Annotated in this window: 23 protein-coding genes, 1 tRNA gene and 1 pseudogene; 14 read left to right on the forward strand and 11 right to left on the reverse strand. The window is 40.2% G+C overall.

The annotated features are described in order from the left end of the window. Positions 1-10 precede the first annotated feature (10 nt). Entirely contained in the window at positions 11-1,279 is a 1,269-nt protein-coding gene (locus QZ576_RS02210) for a DUF418 domain-containing protein (RefSeq protein WP_297093757.1), read from the reverse strand. A gap of 617 nt (positions 1,280-1,896) precedes the next feature. On the opposite strand from QZ576_RS02210, the gene QZ576_RS02215 reads away from it, so the two are divergent. Genes QZ576_RS02215 through QZ576_RS02230 form a run of 4 tightly spaced genes read left to right on the forward strand, consistent with a single transcriptional unit; the run spans position 1,897 to position 6,061 of the window. Continuing rightward, positions 1,897-3,045, forward strand: coding sequence for a hypothetical protein (locus tag QZ576_RS02215; protein ID WP_297093758.1), 1,149 nt, complete (start codon positions 1,897-1,899; stop codon positions 3,043-3,045). An 11-nt stretch (positions 3,046-3,056) separates the two neighbouring features. After that, positions 3,057-4,301 carry a glycine betaine/L-proline ABC transporter ATP-binding protein gene (locus QZ576_RS02220; protein WP_297093759.1) on the forward strand — a complete coding sequence of 415 codons (1,245 nt, stop codon included), beginning with the start codon at positions 3,057-3,059 and terminating at the stop codon, positions 4,299-4,301. A gap of 1 nt (position 4,302) precedes the next feature. Next, positions 4,303-5,163: a proline/glycine betaine ABC transporter permease gene (locus QZ576_RS02225; protein WP_297093760.1), complete on the forward strand. Its 861-nt coding sequence runs from the start codon at positions 4,303-4,305 to the stop codon at positions 5,161-5,163. Positions 5,164-5,188: 25 nt separating this feature from the next. Beyond that, the gene (locus QZ576_RS02230; protein ID WP_297093761.1) at positions 5,189-6,061 is read left to right on the forward strand and encodes a glycine betaine ABC transporter substrate-binding protein; all 873 of its coding nucleotides are present in this window, start codon (positions 5,189-5,191) and stop codon (positions 6,059-6,061) included. An 81-nt stretch (positions 6,062-6,142) separates the two neighbouring features. Here the strand turns inward: QZ576_RS02230 and rimK are convergent, their stop codons facing one another. The 6 genes and pseudogenes from rimK to QZ576_RS02255 all read right to left on the reverse strand — a co-directional run bounded on the left by rimK (position 6,143) and on the right by QZ576_RS02255 (position 9,552). Beyond that, a complete protein-coding gene (rimK, locus tag QZ576_RS02235; RefSeq protein ID WP_367270438.1) occupies positions 6,143-7,057 on the reverse strand; it encodes a 30S ribosomal protein S6--L-glutamate ligase in 915 nt (304 codons plus the stop codon). A gap of 63 nt (positions 7,058-7,120) precedes the next feature. Next, positions 7,121-7,525 (reverse strand): annotated as a pseudogene (locus tag QZ576_RS22525) (ATP-dependent zinc protease); the annotation flags it as partial. Between the two features lie 460 nt (positions 7,526-7,985). Then, a complete protein-coding gene (gene trxA / locus QZ576_RS02240; RefSeq protein WP_297093763.1) occupies positions 7,986-8,408 on the reverse strand; it encodes a thioredoxin in 423 nt (140 codons plus the stop codon). Positions 8,409-8,412: 4 nt separating this feature from the next. Continuing rightward, positions 8,413-8,832: an OsmC family protein gene (locus QZ576_RS02245; protein WP_297093764.1), complete on the reverse strand. Its 420-nt coding sequence runs from the start codon at positions 8,830-8,832 to the stop codon at positions 8,413-8,415. A gap of 14 nt (positions 8,833-8,846) precedes the next feature. Next, entirely contained in the window at positions 8,847-9,197 is a 351-nt protein-coding gene (locus QZ576_RS02250) for a thioredoxin family protein (RefSeq protein WP_297093765.1), read from the reverse strand. Positions 9,198-9,207: 10 nt separating this feature from the next. After that, positions 9,208-9,552 carry a hypothetical protein gene (locus QZ576_RS02255; protein ID WP_297093766.1) on the reverse strand — a complete coding sequence of 115 codons (345 nt, stop codon included), beginning with the start codon at positions 9,550-9,552 and terminating at the stop codon, positions 9,208-9,210. Positions 9,553-9,885: 333 nt separating this feature from the next. On the opposite strand from QZ576_RS02255, the gene QZ576_RS02260 reads away from it, so the two are divergent. After that, positions 9,886-10,527: a Crp/Fnr family transcriptional regulator gene (locus QZ576_RS02260; protein ID WP_297093767.1), complete on the forward strand. Its 642-nt coding sequence runs from the start codon at positions 9,886-9,888 to the stop codon at positions 10,525-10,527. A 149-nt stretch (positions 10,528-10,676) separates the two neighbouring features. Next, positions 10,677-11,429, forward strand: a complete 753-nt coding sequence (locus tag QZ576_RS02265; RefSeq protein ID WP_297093768.1) for a hypothetical protein — start codon at positions 10,677-10,679, stop codon at positions 11,427-11,429. A 20-nt stretch (positions 11,430-11,449) separates the two neighbouring features. Here the strand turns inward: QZ576_RS02265 and QZ576_RS02270 are convergent, their stop codons facing one another. Next, the gene (locus tag QZ576_RS02270; RefSeq protein ID WP_297093769.1) at positions 11,450-12,802 is read right to left on the reverse strand and encodes a hypothetical protein; all 1,353 of its coding nucleotides are present in this window, start codon (positions 12,800-12,802) and stop codon (positions 11,450-11,452) included. 289 nt (positions 12,803-13,091) lie between these two features. Between QZ576_RS02270 and arfB the strand changes: the two genes are divergently transcribed. The 5 genes from arfB to QZ576_RS02295 all read left to right on the forward strand — a co-directional run bounded on the left by arfB (position 13,092) and on the right by QZ576_RS02295 (position 18,068). Further along, positions 13,092-13,508, forward strand: coding sequence for an alternative ribosome rescue aminoacyl-tRNA hydrolase ArfB (arfB, locus tag QZ576_RS02275; RefSeq protein WP_297093770.1), 417 nt, complete (start codon positions 13,092-13,094; stop codon positions 13,506-13,508). A gap of 138 nt (positions 13,509-13,646) precedes the next feature. Continuing rightward, entirely contained in the window at positions 13,647-14,168 is a 522-nt protein-coding gene (locus QZ576_RS02280) for a GtrA family protein (protein ID WP_297093771.1), read from the forward strand. A 54-nt stretch (positions 14,169-14,222) separates the two neighbouring features. Continuing rightward, positions 14,223-15,038 carry a CPBP family intramembrane glutamic endopeptidase gene (locus QZ576_RS02285; protein WP_297093772.1) on the forward strand — a complete coding sequence of 272 codons (816 nt, stop codon included), beginning with the start codon at positions 14,223-14,225 and terminating at the stop codon, positions 15,036-15,038. Between the two features lie 77 nt (positions 15,039-15,115). Then, on the forward strand, positions 15,116-15,595 hold the full coding sequence (locus QZ576_RS02290) for a DUF456 domain-containing protein (RefSeq protein ID WP_297093773.1): 480 nt from the start codon (positions 15,116-15,118) through the stop codon (positions 15,593-15,595). A 139-nt stretch (positions 15,596-15,734) separates the two neighbouring features. Continuing rightward, positions 15,735-18,068, forward strand: coding sequence for a transglycosylase domain-containing protein (locus QZ576_RS02295; RefSeq protein ID WP_297093774.1), 2,334 nt, complete (start codon positions 15,735-15,737; stop codon positions 18,066-18,068). A 5-nt stretch (positions 18,069-18,073) separates the two neighbouring features. Here the strand turns inward: QZ576_RS02295 and tsaA are convergent, their stop codons facing one another. Continuing rightward, positions 18,074-18,568, reverse strand: a complete 495-nt coding sequence (tsaA, locus tag QZ576_RS02300) for a tRNA (N6-threonylcarbamoyladenosine(37)-N6)-methyltransferase TrmO (protein ID WP_297093775.1) — start codon at positions 18,566-18,568, stop codon at positions 18,074-18,076. Between the two features lie 118 nt (positions 18,569-18,686). Between tsaA and QZ576_RS02305 the strand changes: the two genes are divergently transcribed. Further along, positions 18,687-18,760, forward strand: a tRNA-Pro gene (locus QZ576_RS02305). 331 nt (positions 18,761-19,091) lie between these two features. On the opposite strand, the gene QZ576_RS02310 is transcribed toward QZ576_RS02305, so the two are convergent. Beyond that, a complete protein-coding gene (locus QZ576_RS02310; RefSeq protein ID WP_297093776.1) occupies positions 19,092-19,487 on the reverse strand; it encodes a hypothetical protein in 396 nt (131 codons plus the stop codon). Positions 19,488-19,564: 77 nt separating this feature from the next. Then, complete coding sequence (locus tag QZ576_RS02315; RefSeq protein WP_297093777.1) at positions 19,565-20,209, reverse strand: DUF2490 domain-containing protein; 645 nt, start codon at positions 20,207-20,209, stop codon at positions 19,565-19,567. A 186-nt stretch (positions 20,210-20,395) separates the two neighbouring features. Here QZ576_RS02315 and QZ576_RS02320 point away from each other — a divergent pair, with 186 nt between their 5' ends. Further along, positions 20,396-20,971, forward strand: a complete 576-nt coding sequence (locus QZ576_RS02320) for a TetR/AcrR family transcriptional regulator (protein ID WP_297093778.1) — start codon at positions 20,396-20,398, stop codon at positions 20,969-20,971. Between the two features lie 74 nt (positions 20,972-21,045). After that, positions 21,046-21,684 (forward strand): porin family protein, encoded by a 639-nt coding sequence (locus QZ576_RS02325; protein ID WP_297093779.1) that lies wholly within the window; start codon positions 21,046-21,048, stop codon positions 21,682-21,684. Positions 21,685-21,864: the final 180 nt, after the last annotated feature.

Raw genomic sequence — 21,864 nt, forward strand, 5'->3', positions numbered from 1 at the left:
TCCTGTTAAATTACTTCTTTGCCACAACACGCAGCGGTTGTATTTTGGCATAAGTAAAACTACGCCAAATCCATTCCAGTGGACCAAAACGAAAGTATTTCAACCATATGGAGCTGACAATTACCTGCCCGGTAAAAATAACTACTGCCAATATTGTCCAGGCCAGCGGACCAAATTGTTCGGCCCAGCCAAAACCAATTCCATAAAACAGAATAATACCAATAAGACTTTGCCCAACGTAATTACTAAAAGCTGTCCGTCCGACCGGAAGCACCGGTTTAAATAGTTTATGTATCCATGGTTTTTCGAACGCTAAAGCCAGCCCGATCATGTAAACAATGGCCAGCGGAAATACGGTAAACGAATATACAATGGTATAATATAAACCTTCCGACTGTAACGCGTAAAAGGCTTCTTCGTTTTTTACAAACAGAAAAAGCACAACGTTTAGCGGAACAAAAACCAGTGTACCGACAACAAAAATCCACAACAGTTTCTTTTTATGCTGCATCGCTTTTGTATAAAAGTCGGTTCGGGCAATTACAAAACCAATTAACATGGCTCCCAGTACTTTTGGAATACGACTTACAAAAAACAGGTATGCAAACCGATAAGGTGCATCGGCCCATGTAATTCCGATTATGGAAAAAATATTTTTCGTTTCGCTTAAAACCGGGGTTCTGCTGGTATCCTGATCGATTAATCCCTGCATTTGATAAACCTTTTCGCCGGCCTCGTATAAAATATCCGACGGCCAGTTGAGCCACAAGAATTGCATTTTTAGGAAATAAAGTACAATTGGCGACAGAAGCAAGAGAATACCGGTAGTCAGTAATGTTCGGTTCGAATAATTGCGCAGTGCCACCAGTATAAATCCGGCCAGTCCGTACATGAATACAATGTCGCCTTCCCAGATAAAAAACAAGTGTATTCCGCCCAGAAGCAGCATAAACCAAAGTCGGCGTCGGATAAACGCAGCCGTTGACGCATCGTCTTTTCGCGAGCGTTCGATCTGAATGGCAATCCCCCAGCCGAAAAGCAGGCTGAACATCGAATAAAATTTTCCTTCAATAAAAATGTACTGCAGCGTGCGCACTACATGATCAATTTCGGGGAAAGTAAAAATACCGTTAAAACCGGGTGTATAAAGTGAGAACCACCGAAGATTTACAATCAAAATCCCAAAAATTGAAATCCCCCTGATCAAGTCAAGGTATTCAATGCGGTTTTGTTTACTTATTGGCGCATTTGCTTTTTCGTTCTCCATTCTTGTTGTCATGCGTGTTCTTTAAAATAGATCGACAGCCGTCCACATCGTTTAATTTCCTCTGTCGTTTTATTCGATTTAACGATAATAAACCAAACGCAGGGAAAATGTTCAACTTAGCATTCATTTTTCAATAAATATTAATCTATTGTCGGAAAAACGGGAATAAAACAATAAGCTTCGTTGGCTGTTGCTTTCTGTAGAAACTTAATTGAGTCTGGTAATAACTGATTATAGGAATTAAAGCAGTTCGTTCCCATTGATGAGCGACCAAAACAGTCATTATTACTGAAGTTTGAATAGCTTATTACCAGGCAATAGCACTTTTGTATTGTAGCATAATTTTCTTCCGATTTGGAAAATGTTCGTACAGAAATGATGTTAACAATACATTATATTAACAAGTGGAGGGCAATAAAGGACAGGCTATTACGATTGATAGTTCTATTTTTGCGGCGCATGATTAGAAGACGTATAAAAACATACAAACAAAATAATCAGCGGGCATTTATGGCTATCAAAATGGCCTATGAGATGCGATCCGACAGGTTTGTCCCTCCTGTAACACTACTCTAATTTCTCTCTTCCCCCTTCCCTGTTTTACCGATTTTTTCACTAAACTAATTTATATGTTACGAAAATTTAGTTCATTATTTTTCATTATTTTATTGTTTGCCACAAATTTGTTTGCACAGGAAAAACCTGAGGTTACAATTGGTGGTGCCCTTCGTTTTAATTACAATCTTTCATCGTGGAAAGAAGGTCAGAAAAACCGAGGTGGCGATTTTGGCTACGATGTTTTCAGAGTGAATGCAAAAGCCAAATACAAAGGCGTAAAACTGAATGCTGAATACCGGATGTATTCCGAAGGTTTTGGCGGTGGTATGCTAAAACAAGGTTGGGTTGGGTACGATTTTACCCCCGAAAATAACCTTCAGATTGGTTTAACGCAGGTGCCTTTCGGGATTACTCAGTACAACTCGCACAACTGGTTTTTTGGTATTAACTACTACGTTGGTTTAGAGGACGATCACGACATGGGGATAAAATACACCCACAACGACGAGAACTGGATGTATGCCATCGCATTCTTTAAAAATGCCGAAGAGCTTCGTTTTGGAAGTGGTTCCGATGTTTCAGACAGTCGCTACTCGTACGATGTTAGTTCGTCGGCCGATGGTTTGTACCGAAATAAAGAAGTAAACCAGGTAAACCTGAAGGTGGCGAGAAAATTTGCGTCGGGTAACACCAATCATATGCTGGGAGTTTCTGCGCAGTACGGCGGCCTTTACAACCTCGACACCGAGAAAACCGGAGACAGTTATGCAATTGCAGCGCATTACGAGTTAAATGCCGGAAACTTCAATTTGAAAGTTCAGGCTACGAAATATAAAATGAACCCGGAAAATCCTGCCGATCAGGATAGCGAAGGTTTGGCAATGACCGCCTACGGAGCACCATATTTAGTGGCTTCGGAAGCTACAACGTACACCATTGGGCCTGCTTACTCTGTTCCGGTTGAATGGGGACCAATTTCGAACCTGCAGTTTTACAACGATTTTGGGTACATGGATAAGGCCAATGATTCGTACGAAGACAGTTTTATGAATATTACGGGAGTTTTGGTAACTGCCGGAAACGTTTACACATACGTTGATTTGGCGCAGGGAAAAGATCACCCGTGGATCGGGCCGGCATGGACAAATGGTCTGGCAGCCGGAACACCTGATGCCGAGTGGGAAACCCGTTTCAACATTAACATTGGTTACTATTTTTAATTGATTTGATCATGTCGGATAATAGAAAAACAAAAATTAAGGTTGAAGACCTGACACTGATCTTCGGCAAACGCAAACAAGAGGCACTGAAGTTATTGGAACAAGGTGTTTCGAAGGAAGAGATCCTGAAAAAGACGAAGTGCACCGTGGGTGTAAATCGTGCAAGTTTCGAAATAAAAGAAGGGGAAGTTTTTGTGATCATGGGACTTTCGGGTAGTGGAAAATCGACTTTAATTCGCTGCTTAAACCGCTTGAACGAGCCTACGGCAGGGAAAGTAATTTTCGATGATCACGACATAACCCGCGATACCAATAAAGAATTACTGGAAACGCGAAGAACGGAAATGAGTATGGTTTTCCAAAAATTTGGACTTCTTCCCCACCGTACTATTCTGGAGAATGCAGGTTTTGGTCTCGAACTTCGTGGCGAAGAAAAAGAAGCACGCGACGAAAGAGCGAAAAAAGCACTGGAAACCGTTGGATTAAGAGGATACGAAGCGCAATATCCGGCCGAATTATCAGGCGGTATGCAGCAGCGCGTTGGTTTGGCCCGTGCACTTGCAAACGATCCGGAAGTGCTGCTAATGGACGAAGCATTCTCGGCACTCGACCCGCTGATTAAATCAGATATGCAGGACGAGCTGCTTGAAATTCAGGATAAACTGCACAAAACAATTGTGTTTATTACGCACGACCTCGACGAGGCCATTAAAATTGGCGACCGCATTGCCATTATGAAAGATGGTGTGGTGGAGCAAATTGGTACTGCCGAGGATATTCTTACCAACCCGGCCAGCGAATATGTTGAGGCCTTTGTTGAGAAAGTAGACCGGAAAACGATTATTACTGCCGAGACTTTAATGTTTAAAAAGCATACTGCTCTTGAAGTTCACAAAGACGGACCGAAAGGTGCTGTTCGAAAAATGCGTTCTATCGCTGTCGATCAGTTGCCGGTTGTTGATGAGCACAAAAGATTCCTTGGTCATGTTTGGCTACAGGATGTTTTGGAGCTTGAAAAAGAACAGGCCAAGTCGATTGAAAAGGTAATAAACACAAACGTACCAAGTGTTTACAAACACTACACAGTTGAAGAAATGCTACCACTGATTACCGGAATCAGGCACCCGCTGGCGGTAATTGAAGAAGAAACAGGGAAATTCCTCGGCCTGGTTACACAAACCTCGCTGATTATTGAGGCTACCCGCTTCGAGAAAAAAGAAGTGATAAAATTGAAAGAACAAGCTAACGAATTATAGTATGGATAAATTAATAGACCTCGGAAAATATATTGAACAGGGAATTAACGTACTGGAAGAAAGCCTTTCAGGTCTTTGGGGAGCTATCGATGATGTAATTTCATGGACGGTAGATTTCTTAAACGACACGTTTCTGGCCATTCCTTTCATTGTAATTATTGCCCTTGTAACTTTTGGTGCTTACTATGCAAACGCCGGTAAATTGGCCTTTAAAAAAGAAGGTTTCAAAAAAGGCGCAAGCCTGGCACTGTTTGTTGTTCTTGGTTTGTTGCTGATTTGGGCAATGGGCTACTGGAAAGAAGCCATTCAAACAACAACACTGGTAATTGTTGCCACGCTTATTGCTTTGTTGCTTGGTATTCCTCTGGGAATTTGGGCGGCACGCAGTAACATGGCCAATGCCATTATCCGGCCAGTTCTCGACTTTATGCAAACCATGCCGGCATTCGTTTATCTTATTCCTGCCATTTTCTTCTTTAGCGTTGGAAATACGCCGGGAGTTATCGCAACGGTAATTTTCTCGTTGCCGCCGGCGGTGCGTTTAACAAGTCTGGGAATACGAAATGTGCCTGAAGATGTTATTGAGGCCGGTCATGCTTTCGGAGCCACCGACAAACAAATTCTGTTTAAAATTCAATTGCCACTGGCAAAAACAACTATTCTGGCCGGTGTAAACCAGGTAATTCTGCTTGCCCTGTCGATGGTTGTAATTGCATCGATGGTAGGTGCAAAAGGTTTGGGTAGCATTGTTTACCAGGGAATTCAGCAAAACGACATTGCCAAAGGTTTCGAATCGGGACTTGGTATTGTGGTGCTGGCCATTATTCTCGACCGTATTACGCAGGCTGTTGCAAAAAAATAAATTATAAATCTTAAAAAATTATATTATGCTGAACGTAAAAAAATTAGGAACTCTGTTTGTTGCTGCAACACTATTGTTTGCAATTACTTCGTGCTCAAACAGCGGATCGAAAAAATCGAGTGACGAACAAAAAAAGGAAGTAAGTATTCTTTACCCCAACTGGGCTGAAGGAATTGCTTTTACTCACCTGGCGAAGGTGGCACTTGAAGCCAATGGTTTTGAGGTGGAATTAACCAATCTGGAACCTGGACTGATCTACGGCGAATTATCAAAAGACAATTCAAAAGGTGACGTTTTTATGGATGCGTGGTTGCCGAATACACACAAAGATTACTGGGCCGATTATGGCGATAAACTGGTAAAATTGGGTGAATCATTTAGTGGCGGTACAACAGGTTTAGTAGTTCCTTCGTATGTAACCATTAACTCTATTGAGGAAATGAACGCCAACAAAGACAAATTCGATGGCGAGATTATCGGAATTGGTAGTGGTGCTGGTATTCATGCCAACACTGAAAAAGCCATTGAAGCGTATGGTCTGGATTTCGAGCAAATTACATCGAGTGGTCCGGCAATGGTTGCCAGCCTTGAGAAAGCCATTAAAAACGACGAGTGGATTGTTGTTACCGGATGGAAACCACACTTTAAGTGGGCTAAAAACGATTTGAAATATTTGGACGATCCAAAAGGTGTTTACCCAAAAGATGTTTGTGCAATTATTTCGCGCAGAGGTTTTGCCGAAGATATGCCAAAAGCAGGTACTTTCTTTAAAAACTTTAACCTTGAAGAAGCTCAGCTTTACGATCTGATGGGTAAAATTTCGGACGCTGGTGAAGAAGCTGGTGCGCAACAATATTACGATGCGAACAAAACAATGATCGACGGCTGGTTTAACTAAAACCGGTTCGATCGCAAAATTTTATACAAAAAATGGCAGGATAGATTTTCTATCCTGCCATTTTTTTCCAACGAAAGCGGCTTAAATAGCTCTCTTATGGTATTTTAAGTCCCGCTCAACAGCTTCTATCATTTTGCCGGCAATATCTTTATTCGAAGCGCCTTCTACTCCTTCAAGGCCCGGCGACGAATTTACTTCCAGCAACAGCGGTCCGTTTTTACCACGGATAATATCTACACCAGCAACTTTCAGGTTTAAGGTTTTTGCAGCAAGAATTGCTATACGGCGTTCTTCAGCAGTAATTTTGGTAATCGATGCTGTTCCTCCCATGTGAATATTTGCACGAAATTCGCCCGGGGCTGCAGTCCGCATAATACTTGCCACCACTTTCCCGTTTACCACAAAACAACGGATATCTTTACCATCGGCCTCTTTTACAAACTCTTGCACCAGAATATTTGCACGAAGGCTTTTAAAGGCGTTAATCAAACTCTCAGCAGCCTTTTTGGTTTCGGCCAAAACAACTCCTTTCCCCTGTGTACCTTCCAACAGTTTTACGATTAGCGGCGCACCGCCAACCATTTGTATCAATTCGTTGGTATCGAGCGGAGAATTGGCAAAGCCGGTTGTAGGAATTGGCAATCCATTATTAATGAGTAGCTGCAAAGCATACAATTTATCGCGCGATTGGGTAATTGCCGATGCAGAATTGAGTGTATAAACGCCCATTGCTTCGAAATGCCTCGTAAGTGCGCAACCGTAAAAAGTGGCACTTGGTCTGATTCGCGGAATAATAGCATCAAACTCATTTAAAACCCGTCCGCCACGGTAATGCATTTCCGGATTTTTACCATCCAGTTTTATGTAACAATCTTTAAGGTTCAGAAACTCCATTTCGTGGCCATGTTCCTGCCCGGCTTCCATAATTCGCGTGTTACTGTACAAATCCGGATTACTGGCCAGCAATCCTATTTTTAAGCCTGTGGGGCGTGTAATATTTGTAAAGTAAAACGATGCAATTCGCTCTTTGGAAAGCTCACCCAAATGGAACGATTCTTCCGGATCGACCAGTATTTTACCCGACATGGCTTGCCGCCCCAGCAGCATTCGGTAACCCATCGAGTCGCGGTTGGTAAGCGTAACCTCAATTTCCCACGCTTCACCTGCGATCGACAATACCGTTTTTATTACGAAGCGGACTTCGCTATTGCCACTCGAGCTTTTTACTTTTCGTTTGTCTAACAATGGCGCCTCGCAATGAATGGTTGTTTTTCCATCTTTTTGCAGCGGATGCACATCAAAACTGATCCACGGCTGACCATTTTTTTTAAACTGACTAATATTTACTGCATGCAGTGCTGAAGTTTTTGCCCCCGAATCGATCCGGGCTTTTACTCCCGGAATATTTAATTGCGGCAAACCGCACCACTCTTCACTACCAATAATTATTTTTTCTGTATCCATTTTTCTAAAATACTAATTATAAGGCTTTTTTGTAGCCTCAAATTGAAATTTTATTGGTTTAGTTAAGCGCTGCAATATAAATATCTTTTTCATGCGGCAAACACATCAAAAAGCAGTTACAAAAAAAATATGTTGAATAAAGTGATAGTATGTGTTACAGGAAATATTTGGGCATAAAAAAAGCCTGAAAAATTTCAGGCTTGTAAATTAGTCGAGAAAGCGACTCTATCTGTGATTTGTTTTGTGTTCTAAATTGTGCTGCAAAAATAGTGCATCTGCAGAAGATAAAAGCAAATAATTGTCTTAATTTCAGCTATTAAAAGGTTTGAAAATGCGGGCAAAATTGCCTAGCCATCATCAGCTTTTCTGAACCAAACATGAGCAAGGCGCTAAAAAAGTGAAAGCCACTTATCAAATAATGCTAAGCAGCTTTCTGTATATGTGGTTTTTTATTTTCTAATTATCCTGCCATTACAGCATCAACCTCTTTCATAATGGTACGTTTGGTTTTTACACCAACAATACGTCCGGCTTCTTTTCCGTCTTTTAAAATCAGCATGGTTGGAATATTGCGCACCTTAAATTTTTGTGCCAGCTGCTGGTTGTGGTCTACATTAACTTTTGCCACCATAAAATCGGTTTGGCTGTCGGCAATTTCGTTTAATGTAGGTGCAATAATTTTGCATGGTCCGCACCAGGGAGCCCAAAAATCGAGCAACACAACTCCGCGTTTTGTTGCCGCTTTAAAGTTTTTATTATTCAGCACTTTAATTCGTTTGCTGTTTGCCACCGGTTTGGCATTCTTCATTCGAAAATAATTTACTGCAATTAGCGCCACCAAAGCGGCCAAAACAACAGCAATTACAATTAATGTAGTCGACATAACTTTAATCTATAATTTTAATTTCAGAAGTAACTTCAATCGCTTTTCGGTAAAGCGCACTTACTCCACAATATCTTTCTTCCGACAAACTAACTGCTTTTTTTAGTTTCTCCAAAGGAAGATCTTTACCTTTAAAGGTATAGATAACATTCATTTTATAATACTGTTTCGGATGCTCGTCGGTCAAGTCTCCTTCAACAGTTACATCGAAATCTTCGAACTCAACACGCATTTTTTTCAGAATAGATACTACGTCCATTCCCGTGCATCCGGCAAGTGCAGTAAGCATAAGCGGTTTCGGGCGTGGTCCCTGATCTTCGCCACCAACTGCTTCGGCAGCATCGAGCATTATTTTGTGTCCGTCTACCTCGGCCTCAAAAGCCATTTTATCTTTCCAACTAACTTTTACTTCTTGTTTTGCCATAATTGAATCGTTTTTTAGTTACCGAACTGCTCGTCGAGAATGGCTGTAACCTGATCTTGTGTTTGAATACTTGTAGTCGCTTTGGCCACTTTCCCGTTTTTGTAATACATGGTAAACGGAAGTCCCATAAAACCACTGCACTCAGGCGCATTACGAATTAGCGCAGCCTCCGGATTATCAAAAGCCATAACCATAAATTTTACGTTGCTACGCTCTTTCTCCAGGCGTTCCATAACGTTGTATACCGGGAAACACATTGGGCCCATGCGGCCACAACATACCATTACATTCTCGTTTTCTGCCAGTACTTTTTCCAATTCTGCTGCCGATTCTATTTCGGGTAATCCTGTTCTTAATAGTTTCATCGTATTCGTTTTAATTTGTTATTTCTGTTATAATATTTTTATCCGATTCTAATTTTCCACAACTATAGGCCTCAATAATTTGCTCGGCCGAAACCATAGGAACACCAACAAACAAATTCATTTTCTCTGAGGTGAAAATTCCAATCAATTCTTTCTTTATGCGGTGAAGAATAATGTCGGTTATGCCATTTTTTCTAATCCACAACCGAACTTCTTCTGCATTCGAGAAGTCGATCGAGTCGCTTTCTGAAATAGTTGTGTTTTTTGATTCCATATCATAAAATGCGAAGTGCGAACATCCGCACAGGTACTCGCTAATTTTTTTGTTCGCTATAGGTATGGCTACTTTTTTCATCTCTTTAGGATTCTTTTGTCCGGTAAAAAACAGAGTGCCTAAATAGTAGTGCAACTCTGTTTTATCTCCCCTCTATTCAATCATTCTTAAATTCAATATCATTATGAAAAATCAACACGACAAAGATAAATGACGAGGAAATACCATCCGAGAAAATGACACTGAAGTCTGTCGGCTCATAAACTGAATTTTGACAGTTTCATTCCTGTCGTTTGATAGTTTAAGTACCTATAGATGTCTCAAAGTTTCGCCAATGCTCAATTTGAAATACAATTGGTATAGCTTGGTTAATCGTAATTCTTATGTAAATTTGGAGAAATATCAGATTCAGAATTGGATTTAACCGACAACATAAAAAACTTAGACAACCTGAATGCATACAAAACCCGCGTTCAGTATCTAAAAGGCGAAACGATTTTTAAACAGGGCGCCTTTGCGCCTTATGTAATGTACGTTGTTGAGGGGCTGGTAAAAGTATATCTGCAAACCGGTATTGATAAAAATATGAGTATCAGCGTGGCTTCCGAAGGCGAATTTCTGGCGTTTTCGTCGGTGTTTGGCGAGCCGGTTCACACTTATTCTGCACAGGCGATCTCGAACACGCAGATTTGTATGATCGAAAAGGAAAGCCTGAAAAAGATCCTGCTGGACAACCCTGAGTTTGCATTAAAAATTACTTCGCAGAATTATCAGAACGAACGACATTTGTTCGAGGTGATCAAAAATATTTCGTACAAACAAATGCGCGGAAAACTGGCTTCTGCCCTGCTTTATCTGGGCCAGGAAGAGTTTTTGAAGCAAAATATATTTGAGTTTCTTACCCGCCAGGACATTGCTGATTTTGCATCTATTTCGGCAGAAAGTGCCATTAAGTTTCTGAAAGAGTTTGAGAAGGAAAATATTATTACGCTTAATGGTAAAAATATTATTGTCGACGATGCTGCTCAACTGCTGAATATCAGCAAAAACGGCTAATAGTAAATGATTAAGTAATTCAGATTATCTCATCACTTCATTGTTTTTCACCCGGTATTTTTGTACTTTAAAATTCCAATAATATCGTCGCAAATGGCGCTGTTATTAGATTCAAATATTTTTGAAATAATTCAACATTTTTACTTTAAATGGTCAATCATCAGGAATCTTCACCGATCAATATAAATCCACCATCGAGGAGTAAAAATGTATTTTCCGACATCAAAAACTTCCTGATTAATAAACCCAAAAAGCCGACTTTAATAAAATTCGAATCGGAAGAAAACCGGAAAGAATATAACCGACGGGTGCTGCAACGTGTAGGTATTGATGTGAATAAAAACTTTGTTTTAAACGTTCATAAAATTGGCGTGAATGCCCCGGTTAGCTACATATTTAATGAATTATTGAACTGGAACGGAGATTCAACCTGCTGGCCTAATCACGTAGCCAAAGTTGAACGTATTAATGATGATATTGAGAATATCGAGATTCTTCCGTTTGGCCTAAAAAAGTATCCTTTTGGTTTTAAAAAGAGCTTTCTGGGGATGAACCTGATTCCTTTGTTCAACCTGCACTCAATCCGGATTAAAAGAACTCCCGACGCTTTTGATTTCGATAACGCCCGTTATTTATTATACGATTGCACCGGTGGATATCCGATTGGCATTTTTGTTATGTACGTACGTTCACCCATTGAAGAAATGGGAGAAATTGCCCAATCGCAGTTAATTTTTGCCGTTAGTTTTAATTTTTACGGAAAAGAAAAAGAGGCTAACAAGCTGGTAAATAAAATTTGGGAAAGTGTGCATAACCGGGTGACATCAAACGTTTTAAATAGGGTTAAACAGTTAAGTGAGTGGCGATTGGAAAAAATGGTTAACGATACGGAGTATCTATAACCAAGCACCCTCCAAACGAATTACTTTTCAATCCCTTTTTCAGGTCGGTGAAATATTCCATTCACGGTATTTGCCAGTAATAACACTATTGTTGCCGGATGCAATACCCGCCTCAAAATATCGGTGTACGGCGCACTTCCGGTAAAGGTGTCCCATAAAACCGAACTCATTCTTCTTTTGTCGTTTACCTTCTCCTGTTCGTTTACAACCATCCGAAATATTCCATTTTTCAGCGCCGAAGATCTTTGAATGATCGTGGTAACCCAAAAAATAAATTTGCCAATGGCATTGTCTCTGTTTAATCGACTGCACTCCGGTTGATAATGTTTTTTGAAATCAGCTTCCGAAACCCCTTTGAACAGCGCTGTTTTCGCGGCCGCTTTGGCAGTTATATAAGCTGCGCCAATTCCGTTCTTGTATAATTTTGATGATGCAGAGTCGCCGATCAGCACCACCCGATCAGAATAAGCATAATGCGCGTTTTTTATATTTATACCCGGAAAACACTGGCAGGGTGTAATTTTGTCGATATCCAGTCCTTTGGGAAAACATCGTTGAACAGCCTCGCTGTTTAAAAAGCTGTCAACTATTTCTCCGGTAATCTGCTTGCCCAATAAAACCAGTGTAACATATTGCCCTTTAGGAATTAGTGCACCAAATTTTATGTTTTTCAGGTTCAGAAGAAATACGTGCATCGAATTCCCAAAATATTGATTGATCAATTCGTTCCCCAGTTTAAATTCGCAGATATAAGTTCTTGTGGTTACAGGCGGAATAAAGGCCGGAGTAACTTTTTTAAACATGGAAAATGACCGGGGATTTAATCCCACCGAGCCAATAACAAGATCGTAACTTATTGAATTTGTTTTTGTTTGAACATCAACACCCGATTCATTGCGTTCAAGGCTAATAACCTTTTCATAAATCGTATTTACTCCTTTCTTTTGGCAGAGTTCCAATAAATAATTGTCGAAACTAACTGAATCGATGTTATCGCTTCCCAACGGTCCAAATCCCCTGAACATGGAAGCGATTTTTTGCTCTTTTAGTGGAGTTTGAATCAAAGTAGCACCTTGCTCCATGTGCAATTTATACGACTCAATTCCGCGCCGGATAACATTCGATGGAAGCACAATCCCATCGGTGGATAAAGCCTGAACCAATGATTCGGAAACTATTCCGCCACAACGGTTACAGCCTGCCGGACCGGCTACATGAAAATTCTTTGCTTCATAAATATCTATCTGGATGTTGATTCCTCTTTGTTCGGCAAAATCGAGAGCGAAGTAAGAAAAAAAACTTCCGGCCGGGCCGCCGCCAATAACAGCAATTTTAGAGCCATTACCGATTTTAAAGTTTTTGTTTTTTTTCACTTTCTCCAGGTTTAGTTTTACACAAAAAACAAGTGCGAGGGAAAAGTTTTCTCAAAAGTATTGGAGGGAAACCGGTTAATAATTTGAACTGCCAATGAATCTGAGTCCGGTATTTTATGTGATTTATACCTTTTAAACTCAGTAAAGGTTACAATCTATCCGATTACGCTAGTAGGGCTTCATGTGTCGGTGTAATAATTTGTGATTCGTTTTAGTTCATCGAATGGTTTGATAATAGAAAAAATCCATGTTCTTTTGTTGCAGATACTTTTTTAGTAGCAGGATTAAGATGAGACTTTCGGAAACACAAAAAGACCAAATATTAAACGAATTAAAAATTTCATCCATTCGCAGTAGCGGCCCCGGCGGCCAGAATGTGAACAAGGTAAACACGAAAATTGAGCTGCGTTTTAACCTGAATGACACCGCTGTTTTTTCCGAATCTCAAAAAGAAAGGCTGGACATTAAATTAAAGAATCGAATAAATTCAGATGGAGTAATTGTGCTTTTCGAAAGCAGCGAACGCAGCCAGTTAAAAAACAAACAGCAAGCCTTCGTTAAACTCATCGACCTGATTGAAAAGGCTTTAACTCCTGTTAAACGCCGAGTAAAAACAAAACCCACAATTTCGTCGAAATTAAAACGGCTGGAGAAGAAAAAACAACAATCAACTAAAAAACAGTTACGCCAACGGCCTGATTTGTAATCGAAAAATTGAAGACCTGTTAAATTGCTAAACTGATAAATTGTAAAGCGGCTTCATTCATTTCGTTTAATTTAATTGGTCATTCGCCAATCTCCAAGTATTTTTTGTTTCTTTGCTCCTCGATTTTGAAAATTAAATATGCAGGATATTTTAGAGAAAACAGGTAACGCAATCAGGAATTTCATCGACTGGTTCTATTTTCCATTTCTGCATTTTCTTCCCCGCGAGATTTTTCGTTATGCTGCCACCGGCGGATCAAATACAACTTTAGACATTATCCTGTATTTTATTTTCTATCGTTTTATTCTGAAAATGCAGATCGTCGACCTTGGTTTTGTAGCAATCAGCCCGCATATTGCAGCGTTTATGATGGTTTTCCCCATCACTTTCGCAACCGGGTTCTTCCTGGCAAAATATGTAACTTTTTCTTCTTCAGTAATTAAAGGACGAATTCAATTGTTTCGCTACCTGCTTTCCGTTAGTGGATCAATTCTGCTGAACTACATTTTTCTGAAATTCTTTGTAGAATATTGCGGCTTGTACGCCACGCTGTCGAAAATTATAACTACCATAATGGTAATTGTTTACAGCTACCTGATGCAGCGTTATTTTACGTTTAAAACCGGCAAAAGACTGCTGCCTGCCCGAAATCGTTTGTAAATATTTTCTCAGAGCTACATTAATTATTCGGATTGTACTATATTTATTAGCCGTATGGAAGAGTACCGCGTTAAATATTATCCAACCATTTTACAGGGCATTCACCTTGTAATTCTTTATATTTTTATTCAAACCGTAGTTGATTTTCCCTTGGCGGTTATCGATTATTATAAAGGCACTGAATACCTGTATAATCCTATCAAGAAAATTGCGCTTGGCGTTGGTTCGGTGGTGTTTATTCTTTACTACGGAATTAGAAAAGCCAAAGCACCTGTTTTGGAGATTTTCCCGTTCAAACTTTTTAATCCGCTGGTATTTATTCCGGTCGTAACATTTCTTTGGGGTGCACATAACATTCTCGAAGACGTGAATATCTGGGTAGAAAAAATGTTGCCCGCCCCACCCTGGTTTTGGGAACTTTTCGACCGTATTTTTGAAGGCGATTATGGTTTTATGGGCGCTTTTCTGAAAGTGGCAGTTGTAGCTCCAATTATTGAAGAGCTGATATTCAGAGGTCTTATTTTTAATGGTTTCCGAAAGAATTACAATGGTTTTGTTGCCGTATTTATGTCAGCACTTTTGTTCTCGTTGTTTCACCTGAATCCATGGCAAATGCCGGCTACTTTTCTGCTTGGGCTGCTACTTGGCTGGTTAATGTTGCGCACCAATAATATTTTAGTGGCAATTATCGGGCACTCCATAAATAACGCGATGGTGTTGCTATCCGTAACTTACTGGCAACAAATTCGCGAATCTTCCATCTACCTTTTAGAGCGTACAAACCTCTTGCTGCTTAGTGCATTTGTAATGGCGCTTTCAATCGTGATCATGTATTTTACAAGTATTCCGTGGTTTGGCAAACGCCGATAATTAACGCCTGTTCACCGAAAATATTCAACCCGAAAAAATGATAACACTATTTTTACGCCCGTAACTAATTATAAAATATGGACATTCTATTAATCGTTTTAGGAGCAATTTTTATTATCAGCGGAGTTTTAGGTTGCGTTTTGCCCATTATTCCCGGACCGCCTTTAAGTTATATCGGTCTTTTGCTGCTGCATTTTACCGAACGCTACCAATTCTCTTCAAAATTTCTGATCATTTGGGCCATTATAACCGTTGTAGTTTATGCGCTCGATTATTTGATACCTGCGTGGGGAACCAAAAAGTTCGGAGGCAGTAAACGCGGCGTTTGGGGCAGCATTATCGGTTTGGTAATAGGAATGTTCTTCTTCCCTCCTTTTGGCATAATAATCGGCCCTTTTGTTGGCGCTGTAGTTGGCGAACTTACTGCCGGAAAAGATTCGGGAGCTGCCTTAAAATCAGGTTTCGGATCGTTTATGGGATTTTTGGCAGGAACATTGCTGAAACTTATTGCATCGGGAATGATGACCTGGTATTTCGTAAAAGAAATGATTGTTTAATTATTTACACTATAAACAAAGCCTCGTTTATAATATTTTCATTTCAATTGAGTTTGATAATGAAGGGCAATGTTTTTAATAATACTTTTGTCGCGTGGCAAAAAAGACAACAAATACAACTTCCCGGACCAAAAAGCCGGTGAAAAGAAAAAAAAGCAAATCGAAGAAAACAGGTAAAAAATATCCGCTGCTAAGCTTTATTTTTAAGGCCGGAGTAGTACTCTTTTTATTTGGGTGTTTATTCTTTATCCTCGTCTTCCTGGGCGTTTTGGGCCCGGTTCCGTCAAAATCACAGTTACATCAGATCAACAACCCGCTGGCTTCGGAAGTATATTCTGTCGACGGAAAAATACTTGGCCGTTATTACGTTGAAAACCGTAGTTATGCCACATTCGATGAAATTTCGCCTAACGTAATAAATGCACTTATTGCTACCGAAGATGCCCGCTTTTACGAGCATCGCGGAATTGACGAAATTGCATTGGCAAGGGTACTTTTTAAGTCGATTATTTTGCGTAACGATGCTGCCGGAGGCGGAAGTACCATTAGCCAGCAAATTGCCAAGAACCTCTTCCCTCGGGTTGATTACGGACCATTTTCGATGCCGGTAAATAAGCTGCGCGAAGCAATTATTGCTTATCGTTTAGAACGGATTTATAACAAACAGGAGATTCTGGCTTTATACCTGAACACGGTTTCATTTGCTGAAAACATTTTTGGTATCGAAGTAGCAGCAGAGCGTTTCTTTTCCAAATCACCTAAAAGTTTGGATGTACATGAAGCCGCAGTGATCGTTGGAATGTTAAAAGCCAATAACTATTACAATCCGCGCACGCATCCCGATCGTGCTTTGGGTCGCCGTAATGTGGTGATCGACCTGATGGTGAAAAATAATTACCTGAATGCCGCTGATGCTGAGAAATACAAGGAAAAACCTTTGGGATTGCATTATCGGTTAATTTCCTATAATCAGGGACCTGCACCCTATTTTCTTGAGCGTTTAAAGCCCGAATTACTGGATTGGTGCGAAGACAACGTAAACGAAAACGGCGAACCATATAATCTCTATACTGACGGGTTGAAGATTACCACAAGCATCGATTATAATCTTCAGCGTTATGCACAGCAGTCGGTAAAAGAGTACATGCAAAACCTGCAAAAGGTATTCGATAACCACTGGAAATCGAGAGATATTTTCAGAGAGAATCCGGAGGTGTTAAAAAGTGCCATACAAAATCAGAACACCAGTGGCGCCAATTATTCCGAAGAGCTAAAAAAATATTCAGAAAAAACACATGCCTCGTTATTTACCTGGGACGGCGTTGAAAATGTGGAGGTTTCGCGCCTCGATTCATTAAAGCATTACCTGAAAATGCTGAATGCCGGTTTCATTGCCATCGACCCACACAGTTCGCACTTAAAAGCTTGGGTGGGCGGAATTGATTACCGCTTTTTTAAATACGACCACGTAACTGCACCGCGACAAACCGGATCAACATTTAAACCGTTTGTGTACCTGGCAGCTTTGGAAGAAGATATTTCGGCAGATACCTATTTTGTAAATCAATACAAGGTTTACGAGGAATATAAAGATTGGGCACCGCGGAACTCGCACAACGAATATGGTGGCTACTACTCGATGAAAGGAGCTTTGGCAAAATCGTTAAATACCGTTTCGGTTGATGTATTATTGGAAGCCGGAATTGATGAAACCATTGATATTGCACGAGATTTGGGAATTTCTGCTGACCTGCCCGATTATCCATCTCTGGCATTGGGAGTGGCTTCAGTATCGCTAAAAGAGATGGTTGAGGCTTTTGCAGGCATTGTAAACGATGGCAAACCGGTACAAGCGAATTACCTGTTGCAAATCGCTGATAAGAACGGAAAAGTCCTGGAAACTTTCAATTATGATTTGCCTTACGAGCCGGTTGTGTCGCCTGAAAATTGCCGGGCCGTAATTAATATGATGGAAGCCGTTGTTGACGGTGGTACAGGACGAGGTATCCGCACCATTTACAAAGTGCCGGGCGAGTTTGCCGGGAAAACAGGTACTACTCAAAACAACTCCGATGGTTGGTTTATCGGCCTCACGCCCGAGCTGGTAACCGGTTGTTGGGTAGGTGCCGACGATCCGCGTGTACATTTCCGCACAACAACATACGGACAAGGTGCGTACATGGCTTTGCCAATTGTAGGAAAGTTCTTTTATAAAACGTACCGCGACAAAAAATTTGAGCACCTGAAATACAGCACTTTCCCTGATCCGGAGCCGGAATTACTGGCCATGCTAAACGAACCGGAATACAAAGAAGTGCTGGATATTGAAAAACACGGATTTAACTTTGCCAGCATTTTCGGTAAGAAAGAGGCGGAAAACCTGAAAGACCGTCCGGATGTAAAAGCAGAAGACAAAGAAAAAGGCCAGCTTTGGAGAAAAATCAAAGGTATTTTTCGTAAAAAAGATAAGTAGTAAAATTACGCAAAGCGATCATCGGAACGATGTTTGGTTGGCAGATCTTCATCTTTTGAATCGAGCCAGCCACTAACGGCATCGGGCCGGTTATCCACTTGCCGGAAAAACGGTTTAATATCGATCAGTGGCGTTCCGTCCAACATATCGGCACCTTTAAACCATATTTTGTTTCCTTCAATTTTTATCAATTCAACCGTTGACAGGCCAATTGGCGACGGGCGTTTTGGTGATCGTGTGGCAAAAACACCGTGCTCTTTGTCGTCCATAAAAGGTTTTACTTTTAGTTTATAACCGTCAACCAAATGAAGATGGTAAAGCAAAATCAGATTCGAAAAACCTTCGAGCCCTTCCAAAGCCGCAGTTAAATGCGATTCCAACTCAATGATTCCGGTGTACTCTTTTGCTCCAACCGACTGAATTGGTATGTTGGCGATGGTTTTATGTGGTGTTGAAATTGTGCCGATTTTACTCAATTCCACTTTTTCTAATTCTTTCATAATCTGTCTTTTGAACTGATGCTCAAAATAATAAATAAAACCGACGTAGTTGTTGCTAATTTTTTCTTTTCTGTTGGCTAAAATTTTTTTAATTTTTACTTAAATTAGCATCCTTATTCGGGATGTAGCGCAGTCCGGTAGCGTACGTCGTTCGGGACGACGGGGTCGCAGGTTCAAATCCTGTCATCCCGACAAAGCTGAAAGCCTTTCGCAATAGCGGATGGCTTTTTTGTTTTGGTTTGAAGGGAAATTTATTTCACTGAAAGTAAAAACAAAAAGGACTGAACGAGCAAAGCGAGTAAGGCTTTTGGCTTTGAGCATCCCTCCCCAATTAGGATTCATTGTCAAATAAATCCCTCCATCTTTCAAATAAACAAGCAGCATTAAATTCACTACAAAAAACCACCCAAAATGGGACCGATCCGGTGACCTCTGAAATTTCCAAGCATAGAGGTCACCGCGATACCATAAAAAAAGAGGATCAACATCTTGTCAATCCTCTTTTTTATATTCTTTTTCAACGCTATTGTCCGCCACCACCAGCGGCTCCTCTTCTTCTGTTGGCTCTTCTTTCTTCCATCAATTTCTCATACTTTGCGAACTGCTCTTCAGTCAGGATTTTCTTAATTTCTTTCTGTTGATCTTCTCGCATTGCAGTCATTTTCTCCCGCATTTTAGTACGGTCTTCTTCACCACTCATTTCCTGGCGCATAGTTCCCATCTCTTTGTAGGAGGCCAGCAGTACCTTCTCCATTTTTTCGGCCTGAGTGTCGTTCAATTCCAGATCGGTTTTAAACTGCTCTGTTTGTCTTTTTGCCATTTCCTCCGGGTCGAACTGACGCTGTCCTCCCCTGTTTTGAGCCATTGCCATTGTTGTTCCAACCAGAACAACTACCAATAAAAATGCTAATCTTTTCATGCTATCTGTTTTTAATTCTAAAAATCAACAGATTAGACTGCATCTCAGCGGTTTAGTTTAATCGTCGGGAGACGGGATTAAATTTCGAAACTCAGATTTAATCCAAGAATATCAGCCGATAACCAATGATTCAGCACTTCTTGTCTTTGTAGCGCATAGTAGATTTTTATTTCTATGTGCTCCTTTTCAAAGGCGGTTAATCCGGAATAAAATCGGGCAAGGTGTGTATCGTAGCCATTCAGTTTTAGAAACGACTCTTCCTGTAAGTAGAATTGCATTCCCCAATCGGTAATTGCCGGAAATTTCATGCGTAACGACTGACGATATCTGAAGTAGTTATTTAAAACTTTGTAAGTTCGGTATTCGAAACGGTTGTAAAAATCAAATTCAAATTTGCCAAAATCGTGTCCCATGTTCACAAAAAGCATCGGGCGATTTTCCTGCAACCACTCACCAATCTGAAGGTTTGCAGAACTTAAACGAAAACCGGCACCGTATTCCAGCCAGTTTAAAACCTGGTGTCCAATAAGGATTTCACCGTATTTTAAATCGAGAGTTGACCGTTTTGGTGAATAATGGATTTTCTCCGCTACTGTTATACTTATCTTATCCCAGGGTTCTATTTCAACCTGGTTTTTGTTCCAAAGTTCAAATGGGCGGTCATCTTGTGCAAAACTGTTAAGGCCTGCAAGAATCAATAGTATTACGAACAATTTTTGCATGGATGCAAAAATAGAAAACAATATATTTTCCCTCGCAGGATTCTGCAATTAAAAATCATTCTTCATTTCAATTCTAAAAAACGACAATTCAGGCTAAAACTTTCTCATATCAGGTAATACTATTTATATATAAAATAAAAAACTTGTACATTTGGAACAAAATCGTCGAATAAAGAAAAAATAGTTATGAGCGCGAACTCGAAACAACAAATTATTGAAGCAGCCGGAATCGTTTTTGAACGTTATGGTTTTAAAAAAACAACCATGGACGACATTGCGTATGCTGCAGGAAAAGGTAAAAGTTCGCTTTACTATTATTTTAAGAATAAAGAAGAGGTTTTTGAGGCCGTTGTTGCCCACGAAGCCAGACAATTAGTTGCCGAAATAAATAAGGCAATTGATGCATCGAACTCGGCCGTGAATAAGTTAAGAAGCTACGTGAATATACGCATGAAACGATTTGTACAACGCGGAAACCTGGCAACTGCTTTAAACGATAATTTCCTGGCAACCTTCGCATTTATTGAAAAGATCCAGAATAACTACCGCGATTTTGAAGTTGAAATGATTGCCGGAATTATTAATGAAGGCATTGAAAAACGGGAATTTAAACCTGTTGACGCCAATTTTACCGCCGAAGCGATCCTTACTTGTATGATCGGTTTTGAGGTTCCACTTTTAACCAAAACAAAAACCACGGAAGAGTCGGTAAAAAAGATCAATAACGTTATCGATATGTTCTTTTACGGGATCTGTACCTAAAATTTTTTTACATCATTTTTCGAATATTTTAGATTATAGTTCAAAATATACAAACAATTAGAAAACAGAATAAAATGAAACAGAAAACAAACAATTTAAGAAAAGGACTCTACAGCCTGATGCTGGTTGGAGTTTTAACTATGGGAATTTCGCTGGTATCATCAGCTCAAATGAGTTACGGAATTAAAATTGGTGCCGGTGCAGCCTGCCAGTCAGATTTACTGGAATTGGCCAATAACTGCGATGTGCGTTTTAGCCCAACTATTGGTTTGGTTGGAAAATACCAGATTACAGAAGGTTTTGCCCTGAAAAGTGGTTTGGAGTATCAACAAAAAGGCCGCAGTTTTACCGAAGACAATTTAGATGTAACGAACAAACTTCAGTATTTATCGTTGCCCGTAAAAGCCGAATTTTCGGCAGGAGAAAAGGCCGGTTTCAAAAAAGGTCAACGCTTGTATTTTGCAGTTGGTCCGTATTTAAGCTACATGCTTGATGCTGAAGGAAAGCTGGATGATGCCAAGTTCAATATGAAAAGTGACACAAAAGATTTTGATGCCGGTTTAGGACTGGAATTGGGAATGGAGTTTCCGGTATTTAACCAAAAGGCTTTACAGGTAGGTTTAAACTACGATATGGGATTTGTTGAGGTATACAAATCAGAACCCGATCTGCACAACAAAATGGCCTCAATAAGCCTCGGATTGCTGTTCTAACAAATAATTGCCAAGCGAAACAGTGAAACAAAAAACATTCTGAAATCCTGGGAATCAACAACAGTGATGAAAGCAATCCGATTTTCAGTTGACTCTCCCTCATTCCCTCTCTATTCTTATGAAACAGACAAGGGATTAATGTAATTTTGTAGGTACTCTTTTTCTTTTTTTATTACAGCA

Source organism: uncultured Draconibacterium sp. (assembly GCF_913060805.1).
Lineage (GTDB): Bacteria > Bacteroidota > Bacteroidia > Bacteroidales > Prolixibacteraceae > Draconibacterium.

What these genes read in the sequence shown, in the direction of transcription:
- QZ576_RS02210 (WP_297093757.1), bottom strand. Translation starts at nt 1,279, where the DNA reads ATGACAACAAGAATGGAGAACGAAAAAGCAAATGCGCCAATAAGTAAA.
- QZ576_RS02215 (WP_297093758.1), top strand. Translation starts at nt 1,897, where the DNA reads ATGTTACGAAAATTTAGTTCATTATTTTTCATTATTTTATTGTTTGCC.
- QZ576_RS02220 (WP_297093759.1), top strand. Translation starts at nt 3,057, where the DNA reads ATGTCGGATAATAGAAAAACAAAAATTAAGGTTGAAGACCTGACACTG.
- QZ576_RS02225 (WP_297093760.1), top strand. Translation starts at nt 4,303, where the DNA reads ATGGATAAATTAATAGACCTCGGAAAATATATTGAACAGGGAATTAAC.
- QZ576_RS02230 (WP_297093761.1), top strand. Translation starts at nt 5,189, where the DNA reads ATGCTGAACGTAAAAAAATTAGGAACTCTGTTTGTTGCTGCAACACTA.
- trxA (WP_297093763.1), bottom strand. Translation starts at nt 8,408, where the DNA reads ATGTCGACTACATTAATTGTAATTGCTGTTGTTTTGGCCGCTTTGGTG.
- QZ576_RS02245 (WP_297093764.1), bottom strand. Translation starts at nt 8,832, where the DNA reads ATGGCAAAACAAGAAGTAAAAGTTAGTTGGAAAGATAAAATGGCTTTT.
- QZ576_RS02250 (WP_297093765.1), bottom strand. Translation starts at nt 9,197, where the DNA reads ATGAAACTATTAAGAACAGGATTACCCGAAATAGAATCGGCAGCAGAA.
- QZ576_RS02255 (WP_297093766.1), bottom strand. Translation starts at nt 9,552, where the DNA reads ATGAAAAAAGTAGCCATACCTATAGCGAACAAAAAAATTAGCGAGTAC.
- QZ576_RS02265 (WP_297093768.1), top strand. Translation starts at nt 10,677, where the DNA reads ATGGTCAATCATCAGGAATCTTCACCGATCAATATAAATCCACCATCG.
- arfB (WP_297093770.1), top strand. Translation starts at nt 13,092, where the DNA reads ATGAGACTTTCGGAAACACAAAAAGACCAAATATTAAACGAATTAAAA.
- QZ576_RS02280 (WP_297093771.1), top strand. Translation starts at nt 13,647, where the DNA reads ATGCAGGATATTTTAGAGAAAACAGGTAACGCAATCAGGAATTTCATC.
- QZ576_RS02285 (WP_297093772.1), top strand. Translation starts at nt 14,223, where the DNA reads ATGGAAGAGTACCGCGTTAAATATTATCCAACCATTTTACAGGGCATT.
- QZ576_RS02290 (WP_297093773.1), top strand. Translation starts at nt 15,116, where the DNA reads ATGGACATTCTATTAATCGTTTTAGGAGCAATTTTTATTATCAGCGGA.
- tsaA (WP_297093775.1), bottom strand. Translation starts at nt 18,568, where the DNA reads ATGAAAGAATTAGAAAAAGTGGAATTGAGTAAAATCGGCACAATTTCA.
- QZ576_RS02310 (WP_297093776.1), bottom strand. Translation starts at nt 19,487, where the DNA reads ATGAAAAGATTAGCATTTTTATTGGTAGTTGTTCTGGTTGGAACAACA.
- QZ576_RS02315 (WP_297093777.1), bottom strand. Translation starts at nt 20,209, where the DNA reads ATGCAAAAATTGTTCGTAATACTATTGATTCTTGCAGGCCTTAACAGT.
- QZ576_RS02320 (WP_297093778.1), top strand. Translation starts at nt 20,396, where the DNA reads ATGAGCGCGAACTCGAAACAACAAATTATTGAAGCAGCCGGAATCGTT.
- QZ576_RS02325 (WP_297093779.1), top strand. Translation starts at nt 21,046, where the DNA reads ATGAAACAGAAAACAAACAATTTAAGAAAAGGACTCTACAGCCTGATG.